Origin of the sequence: Streptomyces sp. CA-250714 (assembly GCF_050936705.1) — a bacterium.
Lineage (GTDB): Bacteria > Actinomycetota > Actinomycetes > Streptomycetales > Streptomycetaceae > Streptomyces.
The window spans coordinates 3933378-3946741 of record NZ_JBNJMI010000001.1; the positions used below are offsets into that span (position 1 = coordinate 3933378).

10 protein-coding genes are annotated in these 13364 nt (G+C 70.7%); 4 read left to right on the forward strand and 6 right to left on the reverse strand.

The window, feature by feature from the left end; translation table 11 throughout:
- Nucleotides 1-3: 3 nt before the first annotated feature.
- Both ACQEU8_RS17595 and pdhA read right to left on the reverse strand, forming a co-directional pair.
- Entirely contained in the window at nt 4-984 is a 981-nt protein-coding gene (locus tag ACQEU8_RS17595) for an alpha-ketoacid dehydrogenase subunit beta (protein WP_433101635.1), read from the reverse strand.
- A gap of 2 nt (nt 985-986) precedes the next feature.
- Nucleotides 987-2525, reverse strand: a complete 1539-nt coding sequence (pdhA, locus tag ACQEU8_RS17600; protein ID WP_433101637.1) for a pyruvate dehydrogenase (acetyl-transferring) E1 component subunit alpha — start codon at nt 2523-2525, stop codon at nt 987-989.
- Nucleotides 2526-2919: 394 nt separating this feature from the next.
- On the opposite strand from pdhA, the gene ACQEU8_RS17605 reads away from it, so the two are divergent.
- Entirely contained in the window at nt 2920-3594 is a 675-nt protein-coding gene (locus tag ACQEU8_RS17605) for a response regulator (protein WP_433101639.1), read from the forward strand.
- 17 nt (nt 3595-3611) lie between these two features.
- Here ACQEU8_RS17605 and ACQEU8_RS17610 read toward each other — a convergent pair whose 3' ends face one another.
- Nucleotides 3612-4709, reverse strand: a complete 1098-nt coding sequence (locus ACQEU8_RS17610; protein WP_433101641.1) for a phosphotransferase — start codon at nt 4707-4709, stop codon at nt 3612-3614.
- Between the two features lie 149 nt (nt 4710-4858).
- A complete protein-coding gene (locus ACQEU8_RS17615) occupies nt 4859-6484 on the reverse strand; it encodes a protein kinase domain-containing protein (RefSeq protein WP_433101643.1) in 1626 nt (541 codons plus the stop codon).
- 391 nt (nt 6485-6875) lie between these two features.
- Here ACQEU8_RS17615 and ACQEU8_RS17620 point away from each other — a divergent pair, with 391 nt between their 5' ends.
- On the forward strand, nt 6876-8603 hold the full coding sequence (locus ACQEU8_RS17620; protein ID WP_433101645.1) for a protein kinase domain-containing protein: 1728 nt from the start codon (nt 6876-6878) through the stop codon (nt 8601-8603).
- Nucleotides 8604-8902: 299 nt separating this feature from the next.
- Nucleotides 8903-10063: an RNA-guided endonuclease InsQ/TnpB family protein gene (locus tag ACQEU8_RS17625; protein ID WP_433101647.1), complete on the forward strand. Its 1161-nt coding sequence runs from the start codon at nt 8903-8905 to the stop codon at nt 10061-10063.
- Nucleotides 10064-10129: 66 nt separating this feature from the next.
- On the opposite strand, the gene paaN is transcribed toward ACQEU8_RS17625, so the two are convergent.
- Nucleotides 10130-11851, reverse strand: a complete 1722-nt coding sequence (paaN, locus tag ACQEU8_RS17630; protein ID WP_433101649.1) for a phenylacetic acid degradation protein PaaN — start codon at nt 11849-11851, stop codon at nt 10130-10132.
- 216 nt (nt 11852-12067) lie between these two features.
- Here paaN and ACQEU8_RS17635 point away from each other — a divergent pair, with 216 nt between their 5' ends.
- Complete coding sequence (locus tag ACQEU8_RS17635; RefSeq protein ID WP_433101651.1) at nt 12068-12724, forward strand: TetR/AcrR family transcriptional regulator; 657 nt, start codon at nt 12068-12070, stop codon at nt 12722-12724.
- 25 nt (nt 12725-12749) lie between these two features.
- On the opposite strand, the gene ACQEU8_RS17640 is transcribed toward ACQEU8_RS17635, so the two are convergent.
- A complete protein-coding gene (locus tag ACQEU8_RS17640) occupies nt 12750-13247 on the reverse strand; it encodes an Lrp/AsnC family transcriptional regulator (RefSeq protein WP_433102471.1) in 498 nt (165 codons plus the stop codon).
- Nucleotides 13248-13364 lie beyond the last annotated feature (117 nt).

The window sequence follows — 13364 nt, forward strand, 5'->3', positions numbered from 1 at the left end:
CCCTCAGTACGCCAGCGCGCGGTCGACGGCATCGAGCACCCGGTCCAGGTTCGGCAGGTACTCGTCCTCCAGCCGGGCCGGCGGGTACGGCGCGTGGAACCCGCCGACACGCAGCACCGGTGCTTCCAGATGGTAGAAGCATCGTTCGGTGATACGCGCTGCAATCTCCGCTCCGGTGCCGAGAAAAACCGGGGCCTCGTGGACGAGCACGAGGCGGCGGGTCTTCTCCACGGAGCGCTGGAGGGTGTCGAAGTCGATCGGGGACATCGAGCGCAGGTCCACGACCTCCAGCGAGTTGCCCTCCTCCTCGGCGGCTGCCGCCGCCTCCAGACAGACCTTCACCATCGGTCCGTACGCGGCGAGCGTGGCCGCGCTGCCCTGGCGGGCGATCTTCGCGGAGTGCAGCGGGGCCGGGATGGCGGAGGGATCGACCTCGCCCTTGTCCCAGTACCGCCGCTTCGGCTCGAAGAAGATCACCGGGTCGTCGCTCTCGATGGCCTGCTGCATCATCCAGTAGGCGTCCGCGGCGTTCGAGGGCGAGACGCACTTGAGCCCCGCGACGTGCGCGAACAGCGCCTCGGGGGACTCGCTGTGGTGCTCGACGGCGCCGATGCCGCCGCCGTAGGGGATCCGGATGACGACCGGCAGCTTGATCTTGCCCAGGGCCCGCGCGTGCATCTTGGCGAGCTGGGTGACGATCTGGTCGTAGGCGGGGAAGACGAAGCCGTCGAACTGGATCTCGACGACGGGACGGTAGCCGCGCAGCGCCAGCCCGATCGCCGTACCGACGATGCCGGACTCGGCGAGCGGGGTGTCGATGACCCGGTCCTCGCCGAAGTCCTTCTGCAAGCCGTCGGTGACGCGGAAGACGCCGCCGAGTTTGCCGACGTCCTCGCCCATGATCAGGACCTTGGGGTCGTTCTCCATCGCCGTACGCAGCGAGGCGTTGATCGCCTTGGCGACCGGAAGCTTCTGGACAGCCATGCTCACTTGCCCTCCCCCGCGGCGGCGCCGCTGCCGGCCTCGGTCGCGAACGACGCCTGGTACTCGGCGAACTGGGCACGCTCCTCGTCCACCAGCGCGTGTCCGTCCGCGTAGACGTTCTCGAAGATCGCCATGGTGTCGGGGTCGGGCATCGTACGGATCGCCTCGCGCACGTGCTGCCCCATCGCCTCGCTCTCCTCGTCGATGCGGGCGAAGAAGGCGTCGTCGGCCAGCTTCGCACCCTCCAGATAGCTGCGGAGCCGCTGGATCGGGTCCTTGGCCTCCCAGGCGGTGCGCTCCTCGTCGGAGCGGTAGCGCGTGGGGTCGTCGGAGGTGGTGTGGGCGCCCATCCGGTAGGTGAACGCCTCGATCAGCATCGGTCCCTCGCCCGCGCGGGCCCTCTCGACCGCGGCCTTGGTCACCGCGAGACAGGCCAGCACATCGTTGCCGTCCACGCGGACGCCGGGGAAGCCGTAGCCCTGGGCACGCTGGTAGATCGGCACCCGGGACTGGCGCTCGGTGGGCTCGGAGATCGCCCACTGGTTGTTCTGGCAGAAGAAGACGACCGGCGCGTTGTAGACGGCCGAGAACGTGAACGCCTCGGCGACGTCGCCCTGGCTGGAGGCGCCGTCGCCGAAGTAGGCGATCACCGCCGAGTCGGCGCCGTCCTTGGCCACGCCCATCGCGTACCCGGTCGCGTGCAGGACCTGGGAGCCGATGACGATCGTGTAGAGGTGGAAGTTGTTGCTGTTCGGGTCCCAGCCGCCGTTGTTCACCCCGCGGAACATGCCCAGCAGCATCGTCGGGTCCACGTCGCGACACCAGGCGACGCCGTGCTCGCGGTAGGTGGGGAAGACGTAGTCGTCCTCGCGCAGCGCCCGGCCGGAACCGATCTGGGCCGCCTCCTGGCCGAGCAGCGACGCCCACAGTCCGAGTTCGCCCTGCCGCTGGAGCGCGGTGGCCTCGGCGTCGAAGCGCCGGGTCAGCACCATGTCGCGGTAGAGGCCCTGGATCTCCTCGGCGCTCAGGTCGACGTCGTAGTCCGGGTGGCTGACCCGCTCGCCCTCGGGCGTCAGCAGCTGGACCAGCTCGGGATCGGGCTGCGCGGAGCCGTTGCCGCGGGCTCGGGAGCCGGCGCGGGTACCGGCCTTCGCCGGGTTCTTGGCGTCGGTCGTCCGCGTACGGGTCTTGGCCGGGGCCTTCGCGTCAGTCGTCCGCGTACCGGTCTTCGCCGGGCTCTTCGCGGCGGTCTTGGCCGCGCTCTTGCCGGTGCTCTTCGCGGGGGCCTTCGGTGCGGCCTTGGCGGTGCTCTTGGCCGCGGGCTTCCGGGTGCTCTTCGCCGGGGTCTTCGCCGCGGTCCCGCGGGACTTTCCCTCGGCCTTGGGCCGGGAGGTACCCCCAGGAGCGGCTGCCCCCTCGGGGGCCTCCGCCGTGCCAGTACCGGCGGGCTTGCCGTTCTCGGCGGCGGCCTGGGTGGCGCGCTTCCCTCCGGTGCCGCTGCGGCGCGCGGTGCTCCGCGCGGCAGTGCTCTCCACGGTCACGTGTGCTCCTCCGTCTGTCCGGCCGCCGGGATTGCCGGTGACCTGGGGCTCCCCCGCCCACTGGCGGGGGGAGGCTCGCCCGGTCCCGTGCGGCGCACGGGGTGGGAGCGTCGCGGTCGGCACCGGGTGGTGACTGCTGTCCCGGTCGCGGCCCGCTGTCCCGACCCCGGTCGGGACGCCCCAGCCATGGCTGGCATCTCCATAGACGCACGAGGCGGCCCTGACCTGCAACTTTGCTCGGATTTCCAAGTAAGAACGAGGAGATCCAAGCAGTTGCGCAAAAAGTCGGGACATCACTGGTCACGGCCTCGCGAGCCGCGGACACCCGCACCGTAACCCGGGGTGCGGGAGCCCGGGAAGAGTGAAGAGCGGATCAGTATGTGAGACTGAAAAGGTGCCCGAAAACGGACGAACCCGGGTATACCTAGTTGACGATCACGAGGTCGTCCGCAGAGGCGTACGCGACATGCTCACGGCCGACCCCGGCGTCGAGATCGCCGGAGAGGCCGGCACGGCGGCCGAAGCACTCAGCGGCATCGCCGCCACCAGGCCGGACGTCGCCATCCTGGACGTACGCCTTCCGGACGGCAGCGGCATCGAGGTCTGCCGCGAGGTGCGCTCCCGCGACGAGACCGTCCGCTGTCTGATGCTCACCTCGTACGCGGACGACGAGGCACTGCTGGCCTCCGTGGTGGCCGGTGCCTCCGGTTACGTCCTCAAGTGGCTGACCGGCCGCGAGCTGGTACGCGCCGTGCACGAGGTGGCGGCAGGCACCTCACTGCTGGACCCGGCCGACACCCGGCGCCTACTGGACCGGCTGCGCGGCCGGGGCACCGGCGGGGCGCAGGACGACAAGCTGGACGCGCTCACCGTGCAGGAGCGCCGGATCCTGGGACTGATCGGCGAAGGGCTGACCAACCGGGCCATCGGCGAGCGCCTCCACCTCGCGGAGAAGACCGTCAAGAACTACGTCTCCGGGCTGCTGGCCAAGCTCGGCATGGAGCGCCGCTCCCAGGCCGCCGCGTACATCGCCCGGATCCGCGCCTCGGGCGACGACGCCCACCACTGACCCCCCAAGACGGGCGCTCAGTCGCAGAACGCGGCACGTACGGCGTCGTAGTGGCTGCTCCACCACACGACCAGCGCGGCCGCCGCGGGGAACTGCGGATCTGCCCGTACGTCGCGCAGCTGGTAGCGCCAGCGCAGCATCCAGAAGTCGTTCAGCCGCTCCCACCACACCCGGTGCACGGCGGCGGCCAGCTCCGCACGGGAAGCGCCCGCGCCGCCCCGGTACGCGCGTGCGAAGGCCCGCACCTTGCGCAGGTCGAGCGTGCCGGCGGGGCGCAGGAAGAAGATCGCCGCGCCCCGCACCGCCTCCTCAGCGCGTGGCTGCACCCCCAGCCGGTCCCAGTCCAGGATCGCCACCGGACGGGGGCTGCGGCCCGCGGGCGCGTACAGCAGGTTGAGCGGGTGGAAGTCCCCGTGCACCCAGCCCGTGAACCGGGCCGGGACCGCGTCCGGCCGCTCCCCCGCGTACCGGCGCAGCAGCTCCCGGCGCTCGGTCAGCCGGTGCTCGGCCAGCTCGTCGAAGCTGTCCCGGCGGCGGCGCGCCCTGATCCGCTCCAACAGCGCGCCGATCATGTCGTACGTCGCGGCGGGGTCGGCGCTCTCGTGGTCGTTCTCATGGCCGACCCGGTGGTCGGCCTCGTAGTCGCTATCGTGGCCGTTCTCATCGTCGGCCTGCCGCGTGCCTGGCGTCGGTATCACCCGGGCCAGCCGGACGTGGACCCGCCCCAGCAGGGCGCCCAGGGCCCGGGACTGCGCCGCGGTCAGCTCGCTGCCGTGCCGGTGGGTGCCCTCGATCCATGGGTGCAGGGCGAAGCAGCGCTCCTCGGCCAGGGTGACGGTGCGGCCGTCGGCGCCCGGCACCACAGGTACGACGGGCAGCCCCAGCGCCCCCAGCCGGTCGGTGGCCCGGTGCTGGCGCTCGATCCGGCCGAGCGAGGCCCGGCCGTCCAGGTGGTGTTTGAGGAAGTAGCAGCCGCGCGTCGTCGTCAGGCGGTAGCCGCGGTTGAGCAGTCCGTGCGAGACCGGGGTGCACGAGAGGGGCTCCCCGACACCGTCGTACTGCCGCAACAGAGAGTGGAGCGTGCCCTCCGTGAGGGCGGGGGAAGACGGCTGCACGGCCGCATCGTAGAGGCCCGCAAGGGCTCGGCGCAGTGGATCTCGGATGCCCGGTACAGGGCGCCGCGCCCCAGCAAGGGGGGCGCCCCTTCAGCAGCAGGCGAGCCGCAAGGAGGGCACCCCGCAGCACCGGGCGAGCCGCGGGGGGCTTACTCCTCCGTGCCGGCGTCGGCGCCGCTGTTGGCGCCCGTGTCGCCCTGGGTGACGCCGCCATCGGTGGGCGGCGGTTCCGAGGTCTTGGTCGGCTTGCTGCCGCCGCCACCGTTCCCGGAGCCGCCGTTACCGCTGCCGCTGCCGCTGTCCGTCTCGCTCGGGTCGCCGGTCTGGGACGGCTGCGTCTGGCTCGGGTCGCCGGTCTGGGACGGTACGGACTGCGAAGGCCGGTCGGACGGCGTCCAGTCACCGGTGCCGTCCGAGGTGCCCGGCTGCTCCTCCTCGGTCTCCGTCGGAGTGGGCGACGGATCCTTGGTGGGCTTGTGGTCCTTCGTCTCGGACGTGGTCGGAGAGGGCTTGTCGTTCTTGTCGTTCTTGTCGTTGTTCGCGTTGAGGGCGTAGAAGATGCCGCCCGCTATGGCGATCACCGCCAGGAAGGCGACCAGCGCGTACCGGAGGCCCTTGCCGCCGCCACCGCTGCCACGCCCGCGACCGCGCCCGCCCCGGGGTCCGCCGTCGAAGCCGCCGTCGTCGTCCCGGGGGCCCGCCAGCAGCGGGGCGCCCATCTGGGAGGTGTCGGAGTGCGAGGGGTGCGGACGCGCGCCGGCGCCCGGGACGCCCATGGCCGGAGTGGAAGCGCCGTGGTGCGCCGTCGGGCCGGTGTTCCACAGACCGCCGGTGTGGCTGCCCTGCTCGTGCAGCATCTGGAGCGCGTACTGTGTCAGTCCGCGCATCTCCTCGGCCGTCTGGAACCGGTCGTCCGGATCCTTGGCCAACGCCCGCATCACCAGACCGTCCAGCTCCGGCGGCGAGCCGTCCCAGACCTCGGACGGCAGCACCGGATCGTCCTGGACGTGCTGGTAGACCACCGACAGCGGCGTCTCACCCGTGAACGGGGGGCGCCGGGTCAGCAGCTCGTACAGCAGACAGCCGGTCGCGTACAGATCGGAGCGGGTGTCGACGGTCTTGCCGAGCGCCTGCTCGGGGGAGAGGTACTGCGGGGTGCCCATCACCATGCCGGTCTGCGTCATGGTGTTGGAGGCGCCGTGCAGGGCACGGGCGATACCGAAGTCCATCACCTTGACCGCGCCGTCCCGCGTGATGATCACGTTCGCGGGCTTGATGTCGCGGTGCACGATGCCGTGCTGGTGGCTGTAGGCCAGCGCGTCCAGCACCCCCGAGACGATGATCAGCGCCTGGTCCGGCGGCGGTGCGTCGGCGTTCAGCAGCAGATCGCGGATCGTGCTGCCCTCGACGAGCTCCATCACGATGTACGGCGTGACGTTGCCGCCGATGAACTCCTCGCCGGAGTCGTAGACCGCGACCACGGAGTGGTGGTTGAGCCCCGCGACGGACTGGGCCTCGCGCGTGAAGCGCGCCTTGGAGATGGGGTCCTCGGCCAGGTCCGAGCGCAGCAGCTTGACCGCGACCGTACGGCCGAGGCGCAGGTCCTCGGCTCCGAAGACCTCGGCCATGCCACCACGGCCGAGGCGGTGCGTCAGGCGGTACCTGCCGTCGCCGACCAGGCCGTTGTTGCCCCACAGTTCCGGCGAATCGGGCAGGGAGCCGCCGCCCGTCGCGTCGGGGTCCGAAGGGCCCCCGGCGGCTTGCGTCTGTGCCATCAGTCCTCGCCGTCGATTCGAATCCGCGGGCTTGCGCGCGGTGGATACTCCCCCCAAGGAGGCTACAGGCACGCGGGGGGTGGAATGGGTGGGACGGAATACCGAAGCCAAGGAGTGGACATCCAACAAGCTGAGCCCCGGCCCCGCAAGTCGGTCCCGAAATCGGCACAGCGGCCCTTGCCAGACCCCTCGCGAAGCAGCTGAGAGGCACCCTCTACGCTCGTGGGACCGTCCGGGGCGCCGCTCGCGAAGGGCGTATGCGCATTCGGTCACGGAACGGGCAACGAACTTGACGTGACCGTGCCCCCGGGCAAACTTGGGCCAGTATCAGGGTCAAGGATCACTCAACGTACCTGCACGGGGGCAGCGCCGCCGAGGGGGAAGCAGTCAGATGAGCGACGACGGCGCACAGGCGGCCGGCAACTACTTGGGCCGCATGGTCGGCGGGGGGCGCTTCCAGCTCCGTTCACTGCTGGGCGCCGGCGGGATGGCATCCGTCTATCTCGCCTACGACTCGGTGCTGGACCGGCAGGTCGCGGTCAAGACCCTGCACACCGAACTTGGCCGGGAACAGTCCTTCCGCGAACGGTTCCGCCGCGAGGCGCAGTCGGTCGCGAAGCTGACCCACACCAATATCGTCTCCGTCTTCGACTCCGGCGAGGACGAGATCGACGGCGCGATGGTGCCGTACATCGTCATGGAGTACGTCGAGGGCAAGCCGCTGCGCACGGTCCTGGACGAGGACATCGCCCAGTACGGCGCGATGCCCGCCGACAAGGCGATGAAGATCACCGGCGATGTGCTGGCGGCCCTCGAGGTCAGCCATGAGATGGGCCTCGTGCACCGGGACATCAAGCCCGGGAACGTGATGCTCACCAAGCGCGGTGTGGTCAAGGTCATGGACTTCGGCATCGCCCGCGCCATGCAGTCCGGTGTGACATCCATGACACAGACCGGCATGGTCGTCGGCACCCCGCAGTACCTCTCGCCGGAACAGGCCCTCGGCCGCGGGGTGGACGCCCGCTCCGACCTGTACTCGGTCGGCATCATGCTCTTCGAGCTGCTCACCGGGCGGCTGCCGTTCGACGCGGACTCGCCGCTGGCCATCGCCTACGCGCACGTCCAGGAGGAGCCGCCGACGCCCTCCTCCATCAACCAGTCCATCCCCCCGGCGGTGGACGCGCTGGTCGCCCGCACCCTGAAGAAGAACCCCAACGAGCGCTTCCCGTCCGCCGAGGCGATGCACGACGAGTGCACCCGCATCGGCGGTTCCGGTGTCGCCTCCGGCGCCTCGCCGATCATCATCAGCGGCGGCCCGCCCGCCAACAGCGGCGCGGGGGTCGGCCAGGCCGTCTTCCCGCCGGTCGACGCCAACTCCCAGCCGCAGCAGGGCGGGGTGCAGACGCCGTATCAGCCGCAGGGGCAGCCGGGGCCGTACAACAGCGGGGGCTTCGGGCCCTCCACCCCCCCTCCCCCCACCCAGGCCTCCCCCGCCGCCAACGCCGGCTACGGATACCCGCAGGCGTCCCACCCGCAGGCGTCCCACGGCGGTGCCTCCACCCCGCCGCCCTACACCATCGGGGCGCCCAGCACCGGCGGCCCCGGTCACGGCGGCTCCGGGAAGAAGCTGTCGACCGGTGCCATGGCCGGCTACGGCCTGGCGGCCGTAGCCGTCATCGTGGCCCTGGTCTTCGTGATCATCGGGCTCACCGGCGGCGGGGACGACCCCGACCCCAAGCCCAAGGCCAAGCCGAAGCACACCCCGACCGCCGACCCCGGTGGAGACAGCGGGGACGAGGACGACGGCGGCTCCGACTCCGGTGGCTTCAAGGGCCCCGACAAGTCCCGCACCATCGACTCCTCGAAGTGCAGCGACGCCACCGAGTCCTACAGCGAAAAGGGCAAGGTCCTGATGCCCGACCTGACGACCAAGGACCTCACCTCCGTCAAGGCGTGCCTGCGCGCCGCGGGGTGGGAGCTCGGCGAGGTGACCACCGAGGACGAGAACGTCTGGGGCAAGAACATCGTCCTGGACCAGAGCCCCGGCTCCATCGAGGAGTTCGACCCGAAGAAGGACAAGGTCGACCTGACGGTCTCCACGGGCCAGCCCGCCGACTGAGGCCGGGCCCCTCGGAGGGCCGGCCGGGTCCCCTGAAGGACTGGCCCCCACGAACTGCCGATCACATGCCCCCGGGTGAACCGCCCGGGGGCACTGTGCTGTTCAGGCGCTGTTCGGGCCCCCCGAGCGCACCGAGCCGCCGCCGCTCCGCGGTTCCGTTCTCCATTGTGCTGTTCAGCGTGACCTTGCGAGGAACCTGTTCACGCCCCGGGAGGAATCGCATCCCGAGCTGGCGGCGCGGAGCCCCGCAGCCTCGTTGACGTGGAGGCGTTGTCAGTGGTCGCTTCTACGATGCTGGTGTGAAGGTCGTGGTGCGGGTCAAGCTGGTGCCGGATGCCGTGCAGGTGGCGGCGGTCTCGGCGACGCTGGGTGCGGTCAACGATGCGGCGAACTGGGTGTCCGGCGTGGCCTTTGAGCGAGGTGTGCCGCGGGAATACGAGCTGCGCAGGCACACCTACGCGCAGCTGAAAGACCGTGGGCTGGGAGCGCAGGCCGCGCAGCATGTGATCAAGAAGGTGCGCGATGCTTACACAGCGCTGCACGCCAATCTCCGCGCCGGGAACCTCGGGCCGAAGGGCTCCCGGCGGCGCGCCAAGGCCGCCTCCAAGCCGGTCGCTTTCCGTCGGGGGGCCGCGCAGCCGTACGACGACCGGTGCCTGAGCTGGCAGTACGACGCGAGGACAGTGAGCATCTGGACCACGAGCGGCCGGTTGAAGGGCGTACCGTTCGTCTGCTCGCCGGGCGCGCTCAAGACGCTCCAGCAGTTCCGCAAGGGTGAGAGTGACCTCATCGAGCGGGACGGCGTCTTCTATCTGGTCGCCACGTGCGAGGTGCCCGAGGCCGAGCAGTACGAGCCGGACGGATTCATCGGTGTGGACCTGGGCATCGTCAACATCGCCACCACCTCCACCGGCTACCAGGCTGCCGGGCGCAAGCTCAACCGCTACCGCAAGCGACAGGCCGGCTTACGGCGCAAGCTGCAGAAGAAGAGCACCAAGTCCGCCAAACGGCGGCTGAAGAAGCGCTCCTGTAAGGAAGCGCGGCACGTCAAGAACATCAACCACGTCATCTCCAAGACGATCGTGACCGAGGCTGAACGCACCGGGCGTGGATTGTCCCTGGAAGAACTCAAGGGTATCCGCGAACGGGTACGGCTGGAAAAGCCCCAACGGGTCGCGCTCCATTCCTGGGCCTTCGCCCAGCTGAGAGAGTTCATCGTCTACAAGGCGCGTCGGGCCGGGGTTCCGCTCGTGGTCGTAGACCCTGCCTACTCCTCCAAGGAGTGCGCGGAGTGCGGGCATGTGGACCGGCTCAACCGCATCTCCCAAGCTCGATTTGCTTGCCGGTCGTGCGGCGTCGTTGCGCACGCCGACCGGAACGCTTCCCGCGTCCTCGCCCGCAGAGGCGAAGTCGTGTGGAGTGCGGGGCGTGAGTCACGCGTCCCGGCCACCAGCCCCTGACGCTGATGGCCAAGACGCGGGAGGCCACCTCACAGCCAGTGAGGCCTTACCTGCAAGCTCGGGGCTTCAGCCCCGAGAAGCTGACCCCTCCGTCATACGCCGCACCTCCACCACGCGGAACCGCCCGGAGACGAAGTCGCCGTCGCACAGGGCGCAGTTGGCTGCCGGGTTGCCGCCCGAGCCGTGGAAATCACTGAAGGCGGCCGTCTGATTGACGTAGACGCCACCTGTCAGATTGAGCGAGAGCTGAGCGGGCTCGTCGAAGCAGACCTCCTCCACATGGCGCGCCACCTCGGGCGAGGTGGTGTAGGCGGAGACCGTCATGGCGCCCTTGGACTGGAGGGTGTTGCGCAACAGCTCCAGGGCGTCCTCCGTGGAGCCGACGGCCACCGCGAAGGAGACCGGGCCGAAGCACTCGTTGTGGTACGCCGCCTCGGGATCCGGCTTGGTGGCGTCCAGCTTGACGATCGCGGGGGTGCGGACCGTGGCGTCCGGGAACTCCGGGTTGGCCACCGGGCGGGAGGGCAGAGCCACCTCGCCCAGTGCGGGTGCCGCCTCCAGGCGTGCCCGCACCTGGTCGTTGACGATCGCGCCCAGCAGGGCGTTGGCCCGCGCTTCGTCGCCGAGCAGCTTGCCGACGGCGGTGGCGAGGTCGGCCACCACCTCGTCGTAGGACTTGGGGCCGGACTCGGTGGTGATGCCGCCTGCCGGGATCAGCAGGTTCTGCGGCGTCGTGCACATCTGGCCGCTGTAGAGGGAGAGGGAGAAGGCGAGGTTGGCGAGCATGCCCTGGTAGTCGTCGGTGGAGTCGATGACGACCGTGTTGACGCCGGCCTTCTCGGTGTAGACCCGCGCCTGGCGGGCGTTGGCCTCCAGCCACTCGCCGAAGGCCGTGCCTCCGGTGTAGTCGATCACCCGGATCTCGGGGCGGGTGGCCAGGTCCTTGGCGATGCCGTCGCCCTCCGCCTCGGCCGCCAGCGCCACCAGGTCGGCGTCGAACCCCGCCTCCGCCAGCACCTCGCGGGCGATCCGCACCGTCAGGGCGAGCGGGAGCACGGCGCGCGGGTGCGGCTTGACCAGCACGGCGTTGCCGGTGGCGAGGGAGGCGAAGAAGCCGGGGTAGCCGTTCCAGGTGGGGAAGGTGTTGCAGCCGATCAGCAGCGCGATGCCGCGCCCGACGGGGGTGAACTCCTTGGTGACCCGCAGCGGTTCGCGCTTGCCCTGCGGCTTCTCCCAGTGGGCGCGCTCGGGCGTGCGCACCTGCTCCGCGTAGGCGTAGGCCACCGCCTCCATGCCGCGGTCCTGCGCGTGCGGGCCGCCGGCCTGGAAGGCCATCATGAACGCCTGGCCGCTGGTGTGCATCACGGCCTGGGCGAACTCGTGGGTGCGGGCGCTGATCCGCGCCAGGATCTCCAGGCACACCGCCGCGCGGGCCTCGGGTCCCGCCTTGCGCCAGGCCGGGAGGCCGCCACGCATCACCGAGAGCAGCGCGTCGACGGCTCCCTCGTCCGCGCGCGGGTAGGAGATGCCCAGCTCGAATCCGTACGGCGACACCTCGGTGGCCACCCACTCGCCGGAGACCGGCTGGCCGGGCAGCTCGAAGCGGCTGCCGCGCAGCGCGTCGAAGGCGGCCTTGCCCTCCTCCGCCGCCCCCTCGCCGTACGCCTTCGGGTGCTCGGGATGCGGGGTCCAGAACTCCCGGCTGCGGATTGCTTCCAGCGCGCGGTCCAAGGTGGGGCGGTGCTTGTCGATGAGCTGGGCAGTGGTCGTTCCGATACCGGTGGTCACGCGGGACCAACTCCTCGCTGAGCTGGGACGGAATGCGGGTGGCGACGGCTTTGCCGCGGCCGCTCACCTGGTAGATACTGCTACCGAACGATCGGTCGGTGCAAGGGGGCCCCGGAACCTGTGGACAACTCCGCTCAGCGCCCGGCGCAGGGTGCTGCCGAGCCCGTCGACCGCCGCCCGGCAGGCCCGGCGCGGGGCCCGGCTAGCATCGGCCGCATGCCCACGGTCAAGCGCGACACCTACACGCCCGACTCGCTGCTCTCCGTCGCCGTGCGGGTGTTCAACGAGCGGGGCTACGACGGCACCTCGATGGAGCACCTGTCGAAGGCGGCCGGGATCTCCAAGTCCTCGATCTACCACCACGTACGCGGCAAGGAGGAGCTGCTGCGCCGGGGCATAAGCCGGGCACTGGACGGCTTGTTCGCCGTTCTGGAGGAGCCCCGGGCGGGGGAGGGGCGCGCGGTGGAGCGGCTGGAGCACGTCACGCGCCGTACGGTCGAGGTGCTGATGACCGAGCTGCCGTATGTGACGCTGCTGCTGCGGGTGCGCGGCAACACCGAGACCGAGGTGTGGGCGATGTCCCGGCGCCGCGAGTTCGACCAGCGGGTGGCCGAGCTGGTCAAGCAGGCGGCGGCGGACGGGGACCTGCGCTCCGATGTGGACGCCCGGCTGGCGACCCGGCTGCTCTTCGGCATGATCAACTCGATTGCCGAGTGGTACCGCCCCGACCGCGCCGCACACAACGGCGCCCATGACGAAGCGCCCGCGCCGGGTGGCGCGAGCCAGGGCGCCCCCGGCTCGGGCACCAGCACCAGCGCGGAGGTCGCCGAGGCCGTCATCCGCACCGCCTTCGCGGGCCTGCGCACCGACTGACGGCACCGCCGGCCCGGCCGGAGGGCTACGGCCCCGGCTCCAGATCCGTCTCCTCGAACACCAGCAGCGTGCGGGTGCTCAGCACCTCCGGCATCGACTGGATACGGGTGAGGACGAGGTCCCGCAGCGCCCTGTTGTCCGGGGTGTGCACCAGCAGCAGTACGTCGAAATCGCCGCTGACCAGCGCCATGTGCGCTGCGCCCGGGAGCTCCTGGAGCTTCTCGCGGACGCTGCGCCACGAGTCCTGGACGATCTTGAGGGTGATGTAGGCCGAGGCCCCGTGGCCCGCGCGCTCCTGGTCGATCCGGGCGCTGAAGCCGCGGATCACCCCGTCGTCGATCAGCCGGTTGATACGGGCGTAGGCGTTGGCGCGGGAGACGTGCACGCGCTCGGCAACCGAGCGGATGGAGGCCCGTCCGTCCGCGCGCAGCAGCCGCAGGATGTCGCGGTCGATCGAGTCCAGCGGCCGGGCGGCAAACCGGTGTCCTTCGGGTGCTGCCACTTCCTCGGGCCCGTTGGCCATCTGTTCACCCCGCACGGTCCCTCGCCTCCCCTGGATGGACACTCTGCGGACATCGAACGGTTTTGCGGGCCAGTTGTCCACAGGCCGGGGCCACCCGTAGCCAAAATGTGCCGACGA

Bases quoted from the DNA above. Each gene is read 5' to 3' on its own strand.
- ACQEU8_RS17595 (WP_433101635.1), bottom strand. From the start codon at position 984: ATGGCTGTCCAGAAGCTTCCGGTCGCCAAGGCGATCAACGCCTCGCTG.
- ACQEU8_RS17615 (WP_433101643.1), bottom strand. From the start codon at position 6,484: ATGGCACAGACGCAAGCCGCCGGGGGCCCTTCGGACCCCGACGCGACG.
- ACQEU8_RS17620 (WP_433101645.1), top strand. From the start codon at position 6,876: ATGAGCGACGACGGCGCACAGGCGGCCGGCAACTACTTGGGCCGCATG.
- ACQEU8_RS17635 (WP_433101651.1), top strand. From the start codon at position 12,068: ATGCCCACGGTCAAGCGCGACACCTACACGCCCGACTCGCTGCTCTCC.
- ACQEU8_RS17640 (WP_433102471.1), bottom strand. From the start codon at position 13,247: ATGGCCAACGGGCCCGAGGAAGTGGCAGCACCCGAAGGACACCGGTTT.